This is a genomic window from Pontimonas salivibrio (assembly GCF_002950575.1).
GTDB classification, from domain to species: domain Bacteria; phylum Actinomycetota; class Actinomycetes; order Actinomycetales; family Microbacteriaceae; genus Pontimonas; species Pontimonas salivibrio.
The window spans coordinates 267,916-288,173 of the sequence record NZ_CP026923.1 but is presented as its reverse complement, the minus strand read 5'-3'; the positions used below and the strand labels follow the sequence as shown (position 1 = coordinate 288,173).

The following is a 20,258-nucleotide window of genomic DNA, read 5'->3' as shown; positions in this document are numbered from 1 at the left end:
GGTGTTTGAATCAGTTGCTCCGACTCAAACAGGATCGGTTGTATTGATAATGCAAGGCTCGGCGAGCCTATTCGCTCGGGCTTAGTCTCCCTTGCCCTTCTGAATAATCTCGTCGGCCACAGCCTTCGGGACTTCAGCATAGGAGTCAAAGACCATGGAGTACACGGCGCGGCCCGAAGTTTTCGAGCGCAAATCACCAACGTATCCAAACATCTCCGACAACGGTACGAGGGCGCGCACAACTTTAATGCCGGTCGCATCCTCCATGCTCTGCACATGCCCACGCCTGGAGTTCAGGTCGCCGATGACGTCTCCCATGTATTCCTCAGGAGTACGCACCTCGACGGCCATCACTGGCTCGAGCAGTGCAGGGTTTGCCTGTCTCGCGGCCTCTTTAAAGACCATCGATCCAGCAATCTTGAACGCCATTTCTGACGAGTCGACGTCGTGGTACTGACCGTCGAGGAGGATTGCTTTAACCCCCACGGTCGGGTACCCCGCCAAAACACCTACCTGCATGGCGTCCTGGATTCCGGCGTCAACGGATGGAATGTATTCACGAGGAATACGTCCACCAGTGACCTTGTTCTCAAACTCGTAACTGGTCTCCGGGGTGACTTCGAGAGGCTCGAGACTGATCTGCACCTTCGCGAACTGACCCGAACCACCGGTCTGCTTCTTGTGGGTGTAGTCGTACTTCTCAACTGTCCGACGAATCGTTTCGCGGTAGGCAACCTGGGGCTTACCCACGTTGGCTTCCACGTTGAACTCACGCTTCATCCGGTCAACGAGGATGTCCAAGTGCAACTCGCCCATGCCTTTAATGACGGTCTGGCCCGTTTCCGGGTTCAACTCGGTGCGGAAGGTGGGGTCCTCTTCGGCAAGCTTCTGGATGGCCAAAGAGAGCTTCTCCTGGTCAGCCTTGGTCTTCGGCTCAATGGCCACCTCGATGACGGGCTCAGGGAAGGTCATTGATTCGAGAATCACTGGGCTCGCCGGGTCACACAGGGTGTCGCCAGTGGTGGTGTCTTTCAAACCAATGACGGCGTAAATGTGACCGGCGGACACGTAATCGACCGGGTTTTCCTTGTTCGAGTGCATCTGGAAGATTTTTCCGATGCGCTCTTTTTTACCCTTAGTCGAGTTGATGACCTGGGCGCCCGATTCGATGGATCCCGAGTAGACGCGCACGTAGGTGAGCCGTCCGAAGAAGGGGTGCACGGCAACTTTGAACGCCAGCGCTGCAAACGGCTCGTTGGAGTCAGGCTTGCGCGTGATGATGGTGTCTTCGTCGTTGGCCTTGTGACCTTCAACTTCGGGGACATCCAACGGCGAAGGCAAGTAATCGACTACGCCGTCCAACATGGGCTGCACACCGCGGTTCTTAAACGAGGAACCACACAGGATGGGGTAGGCCTCGCCGGCAATGGTCAGCTGGCGGATGCCCGCTTTCAATTCCGGAATCGAGATTTCTTCCCCACCGAGGTACTTCTCGAGCAGCTCTTCACTCGCTTCAGCAACGTCTTCGACAAGCTTCGCGCGGTACTCCTGAGCTTTCTGGAGCAACTCTTCAGGAATTTCCCGGGTCTCATATTGAGCACCAAGGGTCACATCACCCTTAGAGTCACCGGGCCACACTTTGGCCTTCATTTCGACCAGGTCGATCACTCCGAGGAAGTCTGATTCAGCACCGATAGGCAGCTGAATCACCAGAGGTTTTGCACCCAGGCGCTTGATGATGGTGTCGACGGTGTAGTAGAAATCCGCACCCAGCTTGTCCATCTTGTTGACGAAACAAATACGGGGAACGTTGTACTTGTCGGCCTGGCGCCACACCGTTTCCGACTGGGGCTCCACACCTTCTTTACCGTCGAACACTGCAACGGCACCGTCGAGAACACGCAAGCTGCGCTCCACCTCGACGGTGAAGTCAACGTGTCCGGGGGTGTCAATGATGTTGATCTGGTGGTTATCCCAGAAGCAGGTTGTTGCCGCGGACGTAATCGTAATTCCGCGTTCCTGCTCTTGAGCCATCCAGTCCATGGTGGCGGCACCGTCGTGGACCTCGCCGATTTTGTGCGAAATACCCGTGTAGAACAGGATTCGCTCGGTGGTCGTTGTTTTTCCAGCATCGATGTGGGCCATGATGCCGATGTTGCGGACCTTGTTCAGGTCGGTTAGCACGTCCTGTGCCACAGTGCTCCTCCGGGAGGGTTGTAGGGGTGTGGTGGTTACCAGCGGTAGTGGGCGAAGGCCTTGTTGGATTCGGCCATCTTGTGGGTGTCCTCGCGACGCTTCACGGCGGCACCGAGGCCGTTTGATGCGTCGAGAATCTCGTTGGTCAAACGCTCAGTCATCGTCTTTTCACGACGTGAGCGGGCATAGCTAACCAACCAGCGCAGCGCCAGGGTGTTCGCCCGGTGGGGCTTCACCTCGACGGGTACCTGGTAGGTCGAACCACCCACGCGGCGTGAGCGAACTTCGAGGGTCGGGCGGACGTTGTCGAGCGCTTTACGCAACACTTCAACAGGCTCCTGGCCGGTCTTCGCCGAGACGCCTTCGAGGGCGCCGTAGACGATTCCCTCAGCCAGACCTTTTTTACCCTGGACGAGAATCTTGTTGACCAGCTGCGTGACAACTGGGGAGTTGTATACCGGATCGGCAACAACGGGACGCTTGGGTGCGGGACCTTTTCTTGGCATTACTTCTTCGCTCCATAACGGCTACGGCTCTGCTTACGGTTTTTCACTGCCTGGGTGTCGAGCGAACCACGCACGATTTTGTAGCGCACACCGGGGAGGTCTTTCACACGTCCACCGCGAACGAGCACCATCGAGTGCTCCTGCAGGTTGTGGCCCTCACCGGGGATGTAGGCGGTCACTTCCGTACCGTTGGAAAGCTTCACACGAGCGACCTTGCGAAGCGCAGAGTTAGGCTTCTTCGGGGTCGTGGTGTACACGCGGGTGCACACACCGCGCTGTTGGGGGTTTCCCCGCAATGCTGGCGCCTTGGTCTTAGAGACCTTCGGCGTGCGCCCTTTGCGCACCAGCTGTTGAATCGTTGGCACAATGAACTCCTTGTTATCTGCTCTGCACGGTGACAGTGTGATGGTTTTCCCCGACGCGTGACGGATGTGTCACACCCCAGGCGACATCGAACCGAAAGCCCTCCGGTTGGAAGGCTGACGATATGCCGTGGGGGCCGCAATCCAGCACTTTCATGCCGTTTCGCTTACCCTTTTGTGACGTTCGCGACCCGATACCTAGCGGCCCCGTATTCCGGGCACACGCTGCGGGCGTGCCAACGAACACACAATCGCCCAGACTACTGCCCCCAGCGCTAAGGGTCAAGTGACCATCCCCCCATTCCCCGCCCCCACACTGGCCAACACCACTAACCAGGCCATCACCATGTAGGGCCCGAATGCCAACATGTCGTTGCCTTTGAGGACTCGGCGGCTGATAAGCCACAGCGCGTGTAACCCACCGACTACGAAGGCGAATGCCAACCAGGGCCCCACCAAACCCCAATGATGAATTCCCAAGTGCAGGGAAAGGACCGCACCGAGCTTCACATCCCCAAAGCCCAAAGGGTGCCCCGGCGCTTCCGAGAGGAGCCACAACACAAGAACGGTGATCGCCATCGCGAGCCCGGCAGAGTGAGCTGCGGGGGTGACCTCCTGGGTTGTGCCCAGTAGCATCAGGGCCAATGCGCTGACACCAAGGGCAGGCAACGTCCAGGCGTCGGGGAGCCGGTGGGTGAACTGATCCCACCAGGTGAGCCGAAAGAGGACGGGCACCAGCAGAATGTTTCCCAGAAAAAACAGAACCACCCGGGAACCCTAATGAGATATCAGGGACCCGGGTGGGCCGTTTTCCACAGGGTTAGCTGTAGTTGTCTTTCTGAGTTCCGTCTTCGGTGCTAAACGCTTCGAAGTCAACAAACGACAAGTCGTCTGCCGATCCGAACGCGTCGTCTTCGCTGAAGAGGCGCGCGGGGTAGTGCTCCGCCCTGGCTTCTTCGGTGGGCTCCACCTGAATGTTGCGGTAGCGCGACAGTCCCGTTCCGGCAGGAATGAGCTTTCCGATGATGACGTTCTCTTTGAGGCCCACTAGCGGATCGCGCTTTCCTTGCATGGCCGCTTCGGTGAGGACCCGTGTGGTCTCCTGGAAGGAGGCCGCGGAAAGCCACGATTCGGTTGCCAGTGACGCTTTGGTGATTCCCATGACTTCCTGACGCGCGGAGGCAGTCTTCTTGCCTTCGGTCAGTGACTCACGGTTGATTTGGTTGTATCGGGTGCGATCCACCAGTTCACCGGGCAACAGCCTCGTTTCACCGTGATCCACAACGGTGACCTTGCGCAGCATTTGGCGCACGATGACCTCAATGTGCTTGTCGTGGATCGGCACACCCTGGGACCCATACACACCCTGAACTCCGCCGACCAAGTGCTCCTGCACCGCGCGGACACCCTTAACCCGAAGAACTTCCTTCGGGTCGACAGGGCCTTCGTGCAGTTGAGCACCCAGTTCCACGTGGTCGCCGTCGGCAACCAGCAAGCTCATGCGCTTCGAGACAGTGTGCAAGACCTCTTCGTCGCCGTTATCCGGAGTGAGGGTGATCTTGTACTGGGTGTCAGTCTCTTCAATGGAGATCCGGCCATCAGCTTCCGCAATGGGGCTTGCACCCTTGGGGGTACGCGCTTCAAACAACTCCGCCACCCGGGGAAGACCCTGGGTGATGTCGTCGGCAGAAGCGGAACCACCGGTGTGGAAGGTACGCATGGTGAGCTGGGTTCCCGGTTCACCAATCGACTGGGCGGCGATAATTCCGACCGCTTCACCGAGGTCAACCGCGGTACCACTGGCGAGCGAGCGACCGTAGCAGGCCGCGCACACACCGACGTGCGATTCACAGACCAATACAGAGCGCACCGAAATCTCGTGCACACCGGCTGTGACCAGTTCGTCGATGAGCACATCGCCCACGTCGGCACCCGCTTGTGCGACGACGGTGCCTTTGGCATCGACGGCGTCCTGAGCGAGGTTCCTGGCGAACACTTCGTTTTCGACGTTGTCCGAGCGCACCCAGCTACCTTCGCTGTCTTGGTGAGCGATGGGGAACGTAATGCCCTTGGTGGTGCCACAGTCTTCTTCGCGAATGATGACATCCTGCGACACGTCGACGAGTCGACGGGTCAGGTAACCGGAGTCAGCAGTACGAAGAGCGGTGTCGGCAAGACCCTTTCTCGCACCGTGTGTCGCGATGAAGTACTCGGCCACACTGAGGCCTTCGCGGTAGCTGGAAATAATCGGACGGGCAATGACCTCACCACGGGGGTTGGACACCAGTCCACGCATACCGGCGATGTTTCCCACCTGCAGCCAGTTACCACGAGCACCAGAAGTCACCATGCGGTTAATCGTGTTGCCCTCTTCGAAGACCTCACGCATCGCATCGTTCACTTCTTTGGTGCCCGCACTCCAGAGTTCCACGAGTTCACGACGACGCTCCTGGTCAGAAATCAGACCCTTTTCAAACTGTGCGTCGACCTTTGCCGCCTGCTTTTCATACTTGGCAACAATGGCGTCCTTCTGCGGAGGACGCGGGACATCGCTCAACGCGACGGTCACACCGGAGCGAGTGGCCCAGTGGAAGCCGGCGTCTTTGATCTTGTCCAGGGTGTCCGCCACAACCACTTTGGGGTAGCGCTCAGCCAAGTCGTTGACCAACTCGGATACCCGCGACTTGTCAATGACGGCTTCCACCCAGTAGTAGTCCTCGGGAAGAAGTTCGTTGAACAGTGCACGACCGAGAGTGGTTTCCCGAATCATGGTCGAACCTTGGACGAATCCTTCTGGCTGCTTCCGCGGCGAGAGGTGAACGTTCTCGATACGAATTTTCACCACAGAGTTCAGGTGAAGCTCGCCCCGGTCCATCGCCATGATGGCTTCAGCGACCGACGAGAACATGCGGCCTTCGCCCGCGGCCTCTTTGCGCACCGAGGTCAAGTGGTGCAGACCAATGATCATGTCCTGGGTGGGCACGGTGACGGGGCGACCGTCGGAGGGCTTCAGGATGTTGTTCGAGGCCAGCATCAACACGCGGGCTTCTGCTTGCGCTTCCACGGAGAGTGGAAGGTGAACAGCCATCTGGTCACCGTCGAAGTCAGCGTTGAACGCCGCACAGACCAAGGGGTGAAGCTGAATCGCTTTACCCTCGACCAGTTGTGGCTCAAACGCTTGAATACCCAGGCGGTGAAGCGTGGGGGCGCGGTTCAGCAACACGGGCCGCTCACGAATGATCTCTTCCAACACGTCCCAGACCTCGGGGCGTGAGCGCTCCACCATGCGCTTGGCGTTTTTGATGTTGCTGGAGTGCCCAATGTCCATCAGGCGCTTGATCACGAAAGGCTTGAACAGCTCCAACGCCATCAGTTTGGGCAAACCACACTGGTGCAGTCTCAGCTGCGGACCGACCACAATGACCGAACGGCCCGAGTAGTCCACGCGCTTACCCAACAGGTTTTGGCGGAAACGACCCTGCTTGCCCTTCAGCATGTCGGAGAGGCTCTTCAGGGCACGATTGTTGGTTCCCGTGACGGGACGACCACGACGACCGTTGTCGAACAGGGCGTCAACGGCTTCCTGCAGCATCCGCTTTTCGTTGTTCACGATGATCTCGGGTGCACCGAGGTCAAGCAGACGACGCAGACGGTTGTTGCGGTTAATCACGCGGCGGTACAGGTCGTTGAGATCGCTGGTCGCAAAGCGACCACCGTCCAGCTGCACCATGGGGCGAAGCTCCGGTGGGATCACCGGGACAACTTCCAACACCATGGATGCCGGTGAGGCACCCGTTTGGAGGAAGGAGTTCACGACCTTCAGGCGCTTAATCGCACGGATCTTGCGCTGGCCTTTACCGTTTTGGATTTCGTCGTGCAGAATGTCGGCCTCGGCCTGAAGGTCGAAGTCTTCGAGGCGACGCTGGATGGCTTCGGCACCCATGTGGGAGTCGAAGAACATTCCGTAGCGGTCCTGGACGTCCTGGAAGATGGCGTCTTCAGCTTTCAGGTCACCGACCTGCAAGCTGATGAACTCTTCCCACACCCGCTCGAGGTGTGCGATGTCGTCGTCGTAGCTTTTGCGGATTGACGCCAGCTCTTTCTTCCCGGCATCGTCGGCACGGCGCTTCTGGTCGGCTTTTGCCGCCGCGGCTTCCAGTTCAGCCAGTTCCTGTTCCAGCTCGGTCATGCGCTCAGCGAGTGCTGCGTCGCGCTCTTTTTCGAGCACACCAATTTCTTGGCGGAGTTCTTTTTCCAGTTCGGGCTTTTCGCGGTGACGGGCGTCAGTGTCCACCCGAATGATCATGTACGCGGCGAAATAAATGACCTTCTCAAGGTCTTTCGGTGCCATGTCGAGCAGGTAACCCAAACGGCTGGGCACACCCTTGAAGTACCAAATGTGGGTCACAGGGGCAGCCAGTTCGATGTGGCCCATGCGCTCACGACGCACCGAGGACTTGGTGACCTCTACGCCACAGCGCTCACAGACGATTCCTTTGAACCGGACGCGCTTGTACTTGCCACAGGCACACTCCCAGTCCCGCGAGGGGCCGAAAATCTGTTCACCGAAGAGACCATCCTTTTCCGGCTTCAGCGTCCGGTAGTTGATGGTTTCGGGCTTTTTCACCTCACCGTAGGACCAGCCGCGGATGTTCTCCGAGGTGGCCAAACCGATGCGGATTTCGTCAAACGTGGTTGCTTCCAGCACGCTATCTACCTTCTATTTCGACTTCGTGAAAAACGGGACCGGATTAGATTTCGTCGATGCTCGACGATTCAAACCGGGTGGAAATGTTGATGCCGAGTTCTTCGGCAGCGCGGTAGAGCTCGTCGTCGCTGTCTTTCAGCGACACGGCTTGACCGTCGGAGGCGAGCACTTCGACGTTGAGACACAGTGACTGCATCTCTTTCATCAGCACCTTGAAGCTCTCCGGAATACCAGGCTCCTGGATGTTCTCGCCCTTCACGATGGCTTCGTAGACCTTCACACGGCCCAAGATGTCATCGGACTTGATGGTGAGGAGCTCCTGCAGTGCGTAGGACGCACCGTAGGCTTCCAGCGCCCACACTTCCATCTCCCCGAAGCGCTGACCACCGAACTGAGCTTTACCACCGAGGGGCTGCTGAGTAATCATCGAGTAAGGCCCGGTTGAGCGAGCGTGAATCTTGTCGTCGATGAGGTGGTGGAGCTTCAGGATGTACATGTAGCCCACACTGATCGGGTCCGGGAATGGTTCACCTGAGCGGCCATCGAAAAGCATGGCTTTACCCGAAGCGCCAATGAGCTGTGTGCCATCGCGGTTGGGTTTGGTGGACTCCAAGAGACCCACAATTTCCTCCTCGCTAGCACCGTCGAACACCGGTGTCGCTAGCTTGGTTCCGGGGTCGACCTCTTTGAACTCAGCGGGTAGGTTCTTTGCCCACGCTGGGTTTCCAGAAATCTTCCACCCTTGACTGGCCACCCAACCGAGGTGGATTTCCAGCACCTGTCCCACATTCATACGGCCGGGAACGCCCAGCGGGTTCAAGATGATGTCGACGGGTGTGCCATCTTCCAGGAAGGGCATGTCTTCAACGGGAAGAATCTTCGCGATGACACCCTTGTTTCCGTGGCGGCCAGCGAGTTTGTCACCCTCAGAGATTTTGCGCTTCTGGGCGATGTAGACCACAACACGCTGGTTGACACCACTGCCGAGTTCATCTTCACCCTCTTCAGCGTCAAATACTTTGACGCCAATGATGGTGCCCTGTTCACCGTGTGGAACCTTGAGCGAAGTGTCGCGCACTTCACGGCTCTTCTCGTTGAAGATGGCGCGAAGCAGACGTTCCTCTGCGGAGAGTTCAGTTTCACCCTTCGGGGTGACTTTACCCACGAGGATGTCGCCGGGTCGCACCTCAGCACCAATGCGGATGATTCCGCGTTCGTCGAGGTTGGCGAGCAGCTCGGGGCCGACGTTGGGAAGGTCGCGAGTAATTTCCTCTTTACCCAACTTGGTGTCGCGGGCGTCCACTTCATACTCTTCGATGTGAATCGAGGAGAGAGTGTCGTCCTTGACCAAGTTTTGGCTGAGGATGATCGCGTCTTCGAAGTTGTAGCCCTCCCATGACATGAAGGCGACCATGAGGTTCTTACCCAGGGCGAGCTCACCATTTTCGGTGGCCGGACCATCGGCAATCACTTCGCCTTCTTCAACACGGTCGCCCACTGACACCACAACACGCTGGTTGTAGTTGGTGCCCTGGTTCGAGCGGTCAAATTTGCGCAGGAAGTAATGCTTTGTTCCACCCTTATCGAGTTTCACTTCACAGTGATCAGCAGACACCTCAGTGACCACACCGGAACCCTCACAGATAATGACATCACCGGCGTCAACAGCCGAGTAGGACTCCATACCGGTTCCGACCAGTGGTGACTCGCTGCGAATCAGCGGCACTGCTTGGCGCTGCATGTTCGCACCCATCAGGGCGCGGTTGGCGTCATCGTGTTCCAGGAAGGGAATCAGCGAGGTCGCGACAGACACCATCTGGCGGGGCGAGACGTCAACGTAGTCAACGACATCGGGAGTGACCAGTTCGACCTCGCCACCTTTTTTACGCACCAGAACTTTGTCGTCGGCGAAGGTGCCATCCACGTTCAGCGGCGTACCTGCCTGGGCGACGATGAAGTCGTCCTCATCGGTTGCCGTCAAGTAATCAATGGTCTTGGTGACTTTGGCGTTTTTCACCTTGCGATAAGGGGTTTCAATGAACCCAAACGCGTTGATTCGAGCAAACGATGCCAGCGAACCGATCAGACCAATGTTGGGGCCTTCCGGGGTTTCGATGGGGCACATACGTCCGTAGTGGGAGGGGTGCACGTCGCGCACCTCAACCCCTGCCCGTTCACGGCTGAGACCACCGGGTCCAAGCGCCGACAGGCGGCGCTTATGGGTGAGCCCAGACAGTGGGTTGTTTTGGTCCATGAACTGCGAGAGCTGGCTGGTACCAAAGAATTCTTTGATCGAGGCCACCACGGGACGCACGTTAATTAGTGTTTGCGGCGTGATCGCTTCGATGTCTTGGGTGGTCATCCGCTCACGAACAACTCTTTCCATCCGAGACAGGCCGGTGCGCACCTGGTTTTGAATCAACTCACCCACGGCACGAATACGGCGGTTACCGAAGTGGTCAATGTCGTCTGTGTCGAGACGCAGTTCGACTTTCTTGCCACCGCGGACCCCATCCAAGGTCGCGCGACCTTCGTGGAGTGCCACGAGGTAGCGAATGGTTTGAACGATGTCTTCGACGGTGAGTACCGACACGTCGAGGTCTTTGTCCATCCCCAACTTGCGGTTGATTTTGTAGCGGCCGACCCGGGCAAGGTCATAGCGCTTCTGGTTGAAGAAGAAGTTGTCCAACAGCAAACGGGCGGCTTCGGCGGCAACCTGCTCGCCGGGACGCAGTTTGCGGTAAATGTCTTTCAGCGCTTCCTCTTTCGTGAGGATGGTGTCGCGCTCGAGGGTTTCAAGAATCGAATCGAATCCGGCAAATTCTTTTTGAATGTCTTCGGTGGTGAGTCCCAAGGCTTTCAAGAAGATGGTGACCGACTGCTTGCGCTTGCGATCAATACGCACGCCCACTTGGTCGCGCTTGTCGACCTCAAATTCGAGCCACGCACCGCGGCTGGGGATAACGCGTACGGAATGGATTTCTTTGTCGGTCTGCTTGTCCAGCTCCCGTTCGAAATACACTCCGGGGCTTCGCACCAACTGGGATACGACGACACGTTCGGTTCCGTTAATGATGAATGTTCCGCGCTCAGTCATCAGCGGGAAGTCGCCCATAAAGACGGTCTGGGTTTTGATTTCACCGGTTTGGTGGTTCATGAACTCGGCTTCGACGTAGAGGGGAGCCGCGTAAGTCTTGCCGCGTTCCTTACATTCGTCGATCGAATACTTCTCTTCTTCGAGGTAAGGGTTCGTGAACGACAACTGCATGGTCTCGCCGTTGTCCTCAATGGGGGAAATCTCTTCAAAGATCGCCTCCAAACCACTCTGCGTGGACGACACGGGGGCGCCAGTAGCTTCGGCCTCTTTCAGGCGCGCCGCCCAGGCGTCATTACCGACAAGCCAATCGAAGCTCTCGGTCTGCAAAGCCAGCAGATCCGGAACCGAAATGGTGTCTGAGATTTTGGCGAACGAGAGTCGCGGGGCGACTCGGCCGTTCTTAGGGGTGGATGCGGTGTGAGAACGCGCAGAAGCCAAAGAAGTAACCTCCCGGGTAGTAGCGTCTACCCTCGCTGTTGAGTGACCGAACTATGCCTGGGCCCACCCCGGAGAGACCCGTTATCGGGGTCACTATCGCCAAGAACCGCAACACTCTCGGGGCCGACCGCCATATGACGACTGAGAGACAGGGGGAGCAATCTTTTACCTTACCCCGAAGCGTAGTCATTGTCTAGCTCTGGGGGGTTCCCCCCACCGCCGCGTCCGATGGAGCTAACCTGACAGCGTGCCCACCCCCACCGCCTATCCCGAGGTGATTCTCGAACACAGCGGATATACGGCACAACTGATACCCGACCGCTATGTCCCCGGTGGCTTTGTCTTAAGCGTTGACGGGGTCGCACAATCTCAAGTAACTCCTGGGCGTCCAGAGCTACTCACCTTCGAATACATCCGGCGAATCGGCAACCTTATTGACCTTCTTGCCCCAGCCGGTCAACCGCTGTCGGCTCTGCACCTGGGCGCTGGGGCTCTCACACTGCCGCGCTACCTTGCCCACACCAGACCCGGCTCGCGCTCCCAAGTAATCGAGTGGGAAAAAAACCTGATCGACTTTGTCCGAGAACACTTACCGTGGGATTCTCGCTGGAGTATTCGGGTGCGTTACGGCGACGCGAGAGACGTCGTCGCCACGCTACCTGCCGGCCTCCACGGCGCACTTGACCTCATCGTGGTGGACCTTTTTTCGGGAAATCAGACTCCCAGTCACCTCACCACGAAAGAGTTTTATGCGTTACTGGTGCCTCTTCTGAGGCCCACGGGTGTGATCGCACTCAACCTGGTCGATGGTCGGGGAAGTAGTTTCGCCAAAGCCCAAGCGGTCACCCTTCGTTCCCTTTTTGGTTTCGTCGGCGCCTACGGCGAAGCCGGGGTGGTCCGGGGTAGGCGCTTTGGCAACATGGTGATGGTCGCCACAAGGGATTCCACCGAGCCGGACTGGTGGCCGGAGTTGATTCGCCGTGGGCCCCACCCCACCGGATCTTTAGCCGGAGAGAAGCTGGAGCGCTTTTCCCACGGTGTCCCCCCACAGCTTGATGCCCAGCCGATGGAGTCTCCGACGCTTTCTCAGGCTTTCCTTCCCGGCGCATCCGACTAGTTGTGGATAGTCGGCCGCACTCATAGCCCAACGCTCGTTACTCTGTGGCCATGGCGGAGCTACAGCGGGTGGAAGTGTGGGCGGATGCACTCATTCGACTTCACCTGGATTCGTCGTGGAGTTTTCATTTCGATCACGCCAAGACACGTTTTGGTCAGTGTGACCACAAACACAAACGTATTTCCGTCTCACGGCATTTAAGCGTCAAAGCCACCGATGACGAAGTCCACCAGGTTCTTCTTCACGAAGTCGCCCACGCTGTTGCTGGGGTGAGGGCCGGACATGGTCCGGCGTGGATGCGTATTGCTCGGGAGCTGGGCTATGAGGGCGGCCGCACTCATGACAGTCCGGCTGCTACCGAGCACGCAAAATGGTTAGGGCTGTGCCCTACGGGACACGAAATTATCCGTTTCCGGCGGCCCTCAAAACCCACATCGTGCGCGCTGTGCAGCAGGCGGTTTAACCCCGACTACCTGATCACCTGGCACGACCGTCGCGCTATGGCGTGACCGTCACCTCGCGCCCAAAGGCGACGAAGCCGGCAAAGTCTTGCCCGACTCGTGCCACTGCGCCGTCAATCAAGTCGGGATATGCCCACGCCTGGTCGGCGTGTGCGTGACCGTCGATTTCCACGTGATAAAACTGACACGGTCCTTTCCAGGAGCAGGTGTACTGGGTGGGACTCGCGTCTAAGAACTGTGCTTTCACAGTGTGCGGGGCGAAATACCAGTTGCCCTCGATGGAGACGACTTCTTCGTCGCTCGCTTCGGCCAATACGGTGTCGTTGAGTGTGGCTTTCATGTTGTGGAGGTTAGGCCTCCCGGCTGAGCGCAAGCCGAACAGGAGACAATATGTAGATGAAGATTTCCACCCACGCCACCCTTTCTTGTTCCATCGATAGCGCGTGGGATGCCCTTCATAATCCCGCGATTTTTAAAGCCGTATCAGCGCCCTTCACCGTTTTTGTCGAGAGTCCCGGCTTACCGTTGCCGAATCGTTTCGCCCCGAACACCGACTACTCGGTGTCGGTGAAAGCAGGCGGCATTGTGCCTCTGGGTGACCAAACTATTCACCTCGTCGACGACGTGACCGATTGGTCCACGCGCTCTGTCACCGATAGTGGGCACGGAACATCCGGCGCTCTGGGCGCCCTTCGTGATTGGAATCACCGGATGAGTCTGATCGCACGGCCCGACGGCGGTACCGACTTTCACGACACTCTCCATGTTCACGCTGGAGCGCTGACTCCCCTGCTGTGGTTGGGCCTTCGGGTGATGTGGTCGTGGCGGGCACTTCGACTGCGGCGTGTGACACAGGGATTAGATCCGGCGGCTACCGCCGCCTGGAATCAACGCTACTTCGGAAAAAGCGCCATGTGGAGCGGGAAGGTAAACCCCGTTTTAGAGGATGTGTTGTCCTCGCGCATTGCGGGGCTCGCCATTGACGCGGGAGCAGGTGAAGGTGGTGACGCTCTGTGGCTGGCCGAACAGGGCTGGAGGGTGATCGCTCTGGAAGCCTCTTCGGTGGGAATCTACCGCGGGGTGAAAGAAGCCGACACGCACACATCCACATCAGGAGGAGCACTCGACATTGACTGGCGGGTATGGGATTTACAGAAAGCCTGGCCCGTCGAGCCAGGCAGTGCCGATGCGGTGAGCCTCCAGTTCATTCACACCGACCCCACCGCGAGGCAGCGCATCTGGGCTCACGCCGTTGACGCCGTCGCACCGGGAGGAACCCTCCTCATCGTCGGACACGACCCGAAAGATGCCGAGGCAGGTATTCCTCGCCCACCCGCCGACATGTGTTTCACAGAAGATGAGCTGTGTGAGGCAATCCCTTCCCACTGGTCGACTGTGTCAACCCGAGTGGTCTCGCGCGAACAGACCATTGGTGGCTCGGCGGTGCAGGTTCACGACATCGTGTTGGAAGCGACCCGTTAGAAAACTGCCCGGTTAAGGCAACGCGCCGACGCTTGCGAGCGCCGATCGCAGTAGCTGGCCCCGGCCGCCTTCAAGTTCGGAGGCGATGGAGTCACTAACGGCTTCTTCCGGTGACATCCACGTGATTTCGAGGGCATCCTGCCTGGGCTCGCAGGTGCCCGTCACCGGCACGACATACACCAAGGCGACGGCGTGCTGACGAAAATCGGTGTATTTGGCGTCGGGTTCCGGGAAGTATTCGGCCACTTGAGCCGGCTGCGGGGAGACGGGCAGTTGGGGAAACGCCATTGGACCGAGATCTTTTTCCAGGTGTCGAAATAGGGCATCGCGCAAGGTTTCACCGAAGAGCACCCTCCCGGACACGAGGGTGCGGTTCATCGAACCCTCCCTGTTCACTCGGAGGAGAAGCCCCACCTCGGTGATGACCGAATAACTGTCTACTCGGACCGGAACAGCTTCGACATACATCAGGGGCAGCCGTTGTCTAATTTCTTTGAGTTCGTCGTCGGAAAACCATCCGGAATTGGGGTCTGGGGTCCTCGTCTGCGCCATGACTCCTTTTTACCGCGAAAACCTCAACGGCGGGAGAAGTAATCCACTATGTGTGTTGTGTCAGCTCGCTTCGGCGAGTGCCGTGTTTACCGCGTGGGACAGTTCTTTCTTGTCCACCCGCCAGTGGGCAAGTTCTTTACCGTTCACCAACACGACGGGGATGAGTTCGCCATAGAGTTCGCTCCACAGCGGATTGTCGTCAAGAGAGACTTCGTCAAATTCAACATCGAGTGCGTCATCCGCCACTTCGGCAATCACCGCGCGGGCGTCATCGCAGAGGTGACATCCGGGCTTACCGATGAGGGTGATGGTGACAGGCACGGCCTAAGACTAAAAAGCTTGGCCGGGCTTTGCAAACCCTGGCGTTTACCTGGGTGAACAACCGGTGTCGAGTCGGGGGACCTCATCCCGCCAACACACACCCCGCGGGCTACTTCTTGTTGCGGCGCTGGTGGCGGGTCTTACGCAGGAGCTTCCGGTGCTTTTTCTTCGCCATCCGCTTCCGACGCTTTTTGATTACTGAACCCATTACTCACCTCTATTTGGTCGCACCTTTGGTGCGAGGAGACACAACCGCTCGAGTGTAACGCACGGCCAGGCGGAAAATTATCCCGCTTGGTTTATTTCCCAGTTGCCCACGTGGCCGACCAGTTGCTCCATCGCAGATTCGGGGATCCTGAACGATCGCCCAAATCGAATGGCCGGAATTTCTCCGGCATGCACCATCCGATACACCGTCATGCTGGAGACACGCATCGTGTCCGCCACTTCTTGAACGGTGAGAAAGCGCATAGCAGCAGGAGTCTCGTGCATCTGATCCTCCTGTGACTGGTGTGACGAGCGTTACCTCACGTCACTGTAGAGCTATGGAGGGCCTGATGTAAAGGCCGCGGTTACGAGCTTCGCCCGAGTGAAGCGTCAATGCTCTGGCGCAGGCGACCCAAAAAAGCCCCCACCTGGTAGCCCGCTGGCCACAAGTCGACGTAGGGCGCATCGACCACATCACCGAGGGGACCGCCGTCGGCCGCGGGGACAATCCCATCAAGGAAGGTGCGGACCGGCCCAAGCGACTGTGCGGATAGACGGTAATAGCGATGCTGGCCGTCTTCTCGCACCTGAACAAGCTCGTGGTCGCGCAACACCTTGAGGTGTTTGGAGACGGTGGGTTGGGTGATGCCTAAGCGTTCGACGAGTTCACCCACACTGGATTCGCCGGGGAGGGCCCCTTCGTCGCTACGAGATGCTGCTGCTTCACGCTGGCGAAGCAGGACCAAAATGTCACGCCGGGTTTCGTCTGCAAGGACGTCAAAAATGTCTGCCACAGCTTCTTAACCTACCGGGCCCGGTGGAGGAGTACCATTTCTGCTGGTCGTTTCGACACCCTAAGCGAAAGTGGGCAAACCCGCATGGCCCGACGGCGAGGTCTCTTCTCGCGCCAAAAGTCACGCAGTTCGACACTGCGCTCTGCTTCGGCTCTGCCATACGGTCTCCACCCGCGGCCAGGTGCTCTCGGATTGTTTGATCGTGTGCGCTCGGTGTTGGGCAACTCAGCCGCAACGCTCACCATTGCCGTGTTTCTTGTCCTCAGTCTGATTACCACCAGCCTGTTGATGCTGCCGGTGGCGTCCGCCACCGCGGAGGCCACGCCAATGGCTGATGCATTTTTCACCGCGGTGTCGGGTATTGCTGTGACCGGCCTCACTACGGTAAACATGGCGACCCACTGGTCACCTTTTGGGCACACCGTCGTCTTTTTCGCCCTCCAAATTGGGGGCATCGGTGTGATGACCCTTGCCACCCTGCTGGCGATTTTGGCTTCCAGACGACTCGGCCTGGGCGCCCGAAAAGTGATGGCCAGCGATGTGGACCCGTCACGTTTGCACGAACGCCAAGAAATGAACGCGCACGGAATGAATTTGGGCGATGTGAAGGGCCTAATCGGCACTGTGGTGATCAGTGTGTTCGCGATTGAACTCGTACTGGCTGCCATCATCATCCCCCGCCTCTGGCAGTCCGGATTAGACGCCGTGACGGCCCTGTGGCAGGGCGGCTACCTCGCCGCATCGGCGTTCACTAATACCGGTTTCGTGCCCCTGGTGGAAGGTCTTAGTGCCTACCAAAATGACCCGGTCATTGTGATGACCGTAGGGGTGGGGGTGTTCTTGGGCAGCCTTGGCTTCCCCGTGATTTTTGCCCTTTCGCGCGCGCTGTGGATTGCCAGGAAACGTCGTAAACGCTCCACGCTTGCCCACGCCCGGATCGGACTTCACGCCAAGCTGACTTTGGTCACGACCACGATTTTGCTTGTCGTGGGTGCTCTCGCGATTGGCCTACTGGAGTGGGGCAACGACAAGACCCTGGGCGGCCAAGACATGTGGGTGCGGCCGATGACGGCGGTGTTCACCTCAATGATGGCGCGCTCTGGCGGTTTCAACACGGTCCCCACGGAAGACATGAGTGGGGCAACCCACCTAGTACTCGACATGTTGATGTTTGTCGGTGGGGGCTCTGCGTCGACAGCCGGCGGAATCAAAGTGACCACTCTGGCGATTTTGTTTATCGCTGCCTACGCCGAAGCCAGGGGTGACCAAGACCTGAGCGTCTACGAGCGCCGCATTCCTTCCGACACCGTGCGCCTCGCGGTGAGTGTCACACTGTGGGGCTCAAGCATTGTGGCGCTGTCGACAATCGCAATTTTGCAGATCACGAACGAGCCCCTGGATAAGGTCCTCTTCGACGTGATTTCCGCTTTTGCGACGTGCGGTTTGAGTGCCGGTTTGACATCAAATGACCTGGAAGAAGAAGCCAAGTATGTCTTGGCCATCACTATGCTGCTGGGCCGAGTTGGTACAGTAACCCTCGCAACAGCCCTCTCGGGAACTCACCGTCAGACGGTGTACCGGCGAGCGGCGGAAAGGCCAATCGTTGGTTGAGAAAATTGCGCACGATGCCCCAGTCCTTGTCCTCGGCTTAGGGCGCTTCGGGGCCGCCACCGCAGGTGAGCTCGACAAGCTGGGTCGTGATGTCTTGGCGGTCGACGCCGACCCTCTGCTTGTGCAGAAATGGGCTGACCGGGTACGCCACACCGCGGTGTTAGACGCAAGGGATATGAATGCTCTGCAGCAGATTGGCGCAGCAGACTTTTCGGTTGCCATCGTCGCGGTCGGCTCGTCTATTGAAGCCAGTGTGCTGATCACGACCAATCTGGTGGATTTGAAGGTCCCCCAGATTTGGGCCAAAGCGATCTCAGAAGCGCACGGCAAAATCCTCACCCGAATCGGCGCCCACCGGGTGATTTATCCTGAGCGCGAAGCCGGCGAGCGCGTTGCCCACCTCGTGTCGGGGCGGATGATCGACTTCATTCGCTTCGATGATGACTTTGCGCTGGTGAAGATGTATCCGCCGAAGCCCATCCGTGGCAAGACTCTCACCGAATCCGGTGTGCGAACCAAGTACAACATCACCGTCGTGGGTGTGAAATCTCCAGGGAAACCTTTCACCTACGCCACGGAAAATACCGTGGTGACAAACCACGACCTCATCATCGTCTCGGGGTCTAACGAAGACATCGAACGCTTCGCCGCACTGGAGGGTTAACGCGTCGGGAATTTCCCGTGAGGAAACACCGGGGCGATTGAGGCTTTGGCCAATGGGGCGGCAGGTGACACCACCGGCTTAGCGTGTTGCAGCCATCTCTTCTGCTCTTGCGACCGCGCGGTCGATTGCTTCTGCCCACACAGCACCAAGGTCGTGGGCTTCCAACACCGCAATCGCCTGCTCCGTGGTTCCCCCGGGGCTGGTCACGGCTTTGCGTAATTCTGTTGGTGTCGAGGCGGAGTGGTCCAACAGCGTCGCCGCACCCAAAAGGGTGCCCTTCACCATTGTGTTCGCCTGTTCTTCGCTAAAGCCGCGCTGCTGCGCGACGTCGATGAGTTTCTCGGCAATGTAAAAGAGGTAGGCGGGGCCTGATCCGGACAGGGCGCTCAAGGTGTTGATTTGGGTTTCCTCGACGACGACGACATCACCCACCAGCGAAAACAGTGTCTCGACCATTGCGAGGTGTTCGGTAGTGGAGCGGGACCCACCAGCGATACCGGTGACACCCTGGCGTATTTGTGAAGGGGTGTTGGGCATGGCACGTACGACAGGCACTTTGACGACTGATTTGATCTGAGCAGTCGTGATACCCGCCGCCACACTCACGACGACAGCGTGCGGGGATAGTGCGGGCGCCACCGAGCGCGCGACGTCAATGATGGCGTAGGGCTTCACGCCCAGGATGACAATGTCAGCGCCTTCTACCGCCCAGGTATTCGCCCCAGGGTCCGCTTCTAAGCTTTTGGCTTCCACACCTCGGGCAGCCAGTTTCTGGGCTGAGGCCACACTGTGTGTGGTGGCCCTAAGGGACACGAATGTCACATCGGGTTGGAGGAGCCCGTCGAGTATTGCTCCGACCATTTTTCCGGTTCCGAGCAGAGCAATGCGAGGCAGGGTAGCGTTCATCCCGCCAGTGTATGTTGGTGGTACCGACACGGTCGAGGGAGTGAGCCACAATGCCCGAGTCGAACACGTCTTCCCGCGAGAGCGAGCGCCGGAAACTGGTCGCTGACGCCCTTCTGGAAAGCCCCGATATTGAATCGGTTCTGCGCCTCACGGTTGTGAAGGACAAGGCGGAAAAAACGCTGGTTGTCGCGGCCAGTGTGGCCATGGTGGACACTCTTCCCAACCACATCATTTCTCACGCGGTGCGCGATGCCAAACGTCGCGTGCGCGACGCGCTGGGTGAAGAGTGTGATGTTTTTTTGGAACCGGACCTGGTTCGAGACCCCAATTGGAGCGAACCGGAAACGGACGTCATCGTTATTCGCGCGTCAGATTGACCACAAGCCCACACATTTCTCGTAGGACGGAATCACCCTGATGGAAATTGCCCGCAATCTCACCCTCATCGCCCACTTCATTGGGCTTGCCATGGTCATTGGCCCATTCCTGCTGCACATGCGCTCCAAGGGTGGTTACCCGTTCAACTGGGTCCTTTCCGGAACCGTCGTGCAATTGGTCACCGGTCTACTCCTCGTGGGGATTGCGGAAATGCGCCTAGCGGATGATCCAGATATTGCTCTTGACCACATCAAAATTGCGGTTAAGTCGGGTGTGGCGCTGATTGCGTTCGTCGCCGCTCTGCTGGGCTTCCTGCGTCAGCGTAAAGGGACCTTCACTAATGAACGAAAGCTCATGCCATTTTTCCACACCGCCGGTGGGCTGGCCATAGTCGATGTCTTTGTCGCTGTGCTGTGGCCCGGCCTGGTGATGGGCTAAGCCTCAGCCTCGGCCTCGGC

The 20,258-nt window shown here is 58.3% G+C and carries 20 protein-coding genes; 7 read left to right on the top strand and 13 right to left on the bottom strand.

Going from position 1 to position 20,258, the window contains the following annotated elements; translation table 11 throughout:
- Positions 1-81: 81 nt before the first annotated feature.
- The 6 genes from fusA to rpoB all read right to left on the bottom strand — a co-directional run bounded on the left by fusA (position 82) and on the right by rpoB (position 11,307).
- On the bottom strand, positions 82-2,196 hold the full coding sequence (fusA, locus tag C3B54_RS01525; protein WP_104912936.1) for an elongation factor G: 2,115 nt from the start codon (positions 2,194-2,196) through the stop codon (positions 82-84).
- 35 nt (positions 2,197-2,231) lie between these two features.
- Positions 2,232-2,702: a 30S ribosomal protein S7 gene (gene rpsG / locus C3B54_RS01520; protein WP_104912935.1), complete on the bottom strand. Its 471-nt coding sequence runs from the start codon at positions 2,700-2,702 to the stop codon at positions 2,232-2,234.
- Entirely contained in the window at positions 2,702-3,067 is a 366-nt protein-coding gene (rpsL, locus tag C3B54_RS01515; protein ID WP_104912934.1) for a 30S ribosomal protein S12, read from the bottom strand. Before rpsL ends, rpsG begins: the two co-directional genes overlap by 1 nt.
- 279 nt (positions 3,068-3,346) lie before the next feature.
- Positions 3,347-3,832, bottom strand: coding sequence for a prepilin peptidase (locus C3B54_RS01510; protein ID WP_104912933.1), 486 nt, complete (start codon positions 3,830-3,832; stop codon positions 3,347-3,349).
- A gap of 52 nt (positions 3,833-3,884) precedes the next feature.
- Positions 3,885-7,772: a DNA-directed RNA polymerase subunit beta' gene (gene rpoC / locus C3B54_RS01505; RefSeq protein WP_104912932.1), complete on the bottom strand. Its 3,888-nt coding sequence runs from the start codon at positions 7,770-7,772 to the stop codon at positions 3,885-3,887.
- Positions 7,773-7,815: 43 nt separating this feature from the next.
- Positions 7,816-11,307 carry a DNA-directed RNA polymerase subunit beta gene (rpoB, locus tag C3B54_RS01500; protein ID WP_104912931.1) on the bottom strand — a complete coding sequence of 1,164 codons (3,492 nt, stop codon included), beginning with the start codon at positions 11,305-11,307 and terminating at the stop codon, positions 7,816-7,818.
- A gap of 247 nt (positions 11,308-11,554) precedes the next feature.
- Here rpoB and C3B54_RS01495 point away from each other — a divergent pair, with 247 nt between their 5' ends.
- Together C3B54_RS01495 and C3B54_RS01490 are read left to right on the top strand one after the other, a co-directional pair.
- Entirely contained in the window at positions 11,555-12,424 is an 870-nt protein-coding gene (locus tag C3B54_RS01495; RefSeq protein WP_104912930.1) for a spermidine synthase, read from the top strand.
- A gap of 50 nt (positions 12,425-12,474) precedes the next feature.
- Positions 12,475-12,933 carry a SprT-like domain-containing protein gene (locus C3B54_RS01490; RefSeq protein WP_104912929.1) on the top strand — a complete coding sequence of 153 codons (459 nt, stop codon included), beginning with the start codon at positions 12,475-12,477 and terminating at the stop codon, positions 12,931-12,933.
- On the opposite strand, the gene C3B54_RS01485 is transcribed toward C3B54_RS01490, so the two are convergent.
- Positions 12,923-13,225 carry a DUF427 domain-containing protein gene (locus C3B54_RS01485; protein ID WP_104912928.1) on the bottom strand — a complete coding sequence of 101 codons (303 nt, stop codon included), beginning with the start codon at positions 13,223-13,225 and terminating at the stop codon, positions 12,923-12,925. The genes C3B54_RS01490 and C3B54_RS01485 overlap by 11 nt on opposite strands.
- 56 nt (positions 13,226-13,281) lie before the next feature.
- Here C3B54_RS01485 and C3B54_RS01480 point away from each other — a divergent pair, with 56 nt between their 5' ends.
- Complete coding sequence (locus C3B54_RS01480) at positions 13,282-14,367, top strand: class I SAM-dependent methyltransferase (RefSeq protein WP_104912927.1); 1,086 nt, start codon at positions 13,282-13,284, stop codon at positions 14,365-14,367.
- Between the two features lie 12 nt (positions 14,368-14,379).
- On the opposite strand, the gene C3B54_RS01475 is transcribed toward C3B54_RS01480, so the two are convergent.
- The 5 genes from C3B54_RS01475 to C3B54_RS01455 form a co-directional block, all read right to left on the bottom strand.
- Positions 14,380-14,919 (bottom strand): DUF4916 domain-containing protein, encoded by a 540-nt coding sequence (locus C3B54_RS01475; protein WP_104912926.1) that lies wholly within the window; start codon positions 14,917-14,919, stop codon positions 14,380-14,382.
- 60 nt (positions 14,920-14,979) lie between these two features.
- Positions 14,980-15,240, bottom strand: coding sequence for a glutaredoxin family protein (locus C3B54_RS01470; RefSeq protein WP_104912925.1), 261 nt, complete (start codon positions 15,238-15,240; stop codon positions 14,980-14,982).
- 109 nt (positions 15,241-15,349) lie between these two features.
- On the bottom strand, positions 15,350-15,448 hold the full coding sequence (locus C3B54_RS01465; RefSeq protein WP_003792170.1) for a 30S ribosomal protein bS22: 99 nt from the start codon (positions 15,446-15,448) through the stop codon (positions 15,350-15,352).
- 77 nt (positions 15,449-15,525) lie between these two features.
- Positions 15,526-15,732 carry a helix-turn-helix domain-containing protein gene (locus C3B54_RS01460; protein ID WP_104912924.1) on the bottom strand — a complete coding sequence of 69 codons (207 nt, stop codon included), beginning with the start codon at positions 15,730-15,732 and terminating at the stop codon, positions 15,526-15,528.
- A gap of 80 nt (positions 15,733-15,812) precedes the next feature.
- Positions 15,813-16,241: an ArsR/SmtB family transcription factor gene (locus C3B54_RS01455; RefSeq protein ID WP_104912923.1), complete on the bottom strand. Its 429-nt coding sequence runs from the start codon at positions 16,239-16,241 to the stop codon at positions 15,813-15,815.
- A gap of 84 nt (positions 16,242-16,325) precedes the next feature.
- On the opposite strand from C3B54_RS01455, the gene C3B54_RS01450 reads away from it, so the two are divergent.
- The gene (locus tag C3B54_RS01450; protein ID WP_211286301.1) at positions 16,326-17,852 is read left to right on the top strand and encodes a TrkH family potassium uptake protein; all 1,527 of its coding nucleotides are present in this window, start codon (positions 16,326-16,328) and stop codon (positions 17,850-17,852) included.
- Positions 17,845-18,516 carry a potassium channel family protein gene (locus C3B54_RS01445; RefSeq protein WP_104912922.1) on the top strand — a complete coding sequence of 224 codons (672 nt, stop codon included), beginning with the start codon at positions 17,845-17,847 and terminating at the stop codon, positions 18,514-18,516. Before C3B54_RS01450 ends, C3B54_RS01445 begins: the two co-directional genes overlap by 8 nt.
- Positions 18,517-18,594: 78 nt before the next feature.
- Here the strand turns inward: C3B54_RS01445 and proC are convergent, their stop codons facing one another.
- Entirely contained in the window at positions 18,595-19,422 is an 828-nt protein-coding gene (proC, locus tag C3B54_RS01440) for a pyrroline-5-carboxylate reductase (RefSeq protein ID WP_104912921.1), read from the bottom strand.
- Positions 19,423-19,472: 50 nt separating this feature from the next.
- On the opposite strand from proC, the gene C3B54_RS01435 reads away from it, so the two are divergent.
- Positions 19,473-19,799, top strand: coding sequence for a hypothetical protein (locus C3B54_RS01435; RefSeq protein WP_104912920.1), 327 nt, complete (start codon positions 19,473-19,475; stop codon positions 19,797-19,799).
- Between the two features lie 40 nt (positions 19,800-19,839).
- Positions 19,840-20,238 carry a hypothetical protein gene (locus C3B54_RS01430; protein ID WP_104912919.1) on the top strand — a complete coding sequence of 133 codons (399 nt, stop codon included), beginning with the start codon at positions 19,840-19,842 and terminating at the stop codon, positions 20,236-20,238.
- Positions 20,239-20,258: the final 20 nt, after the last annotated feature.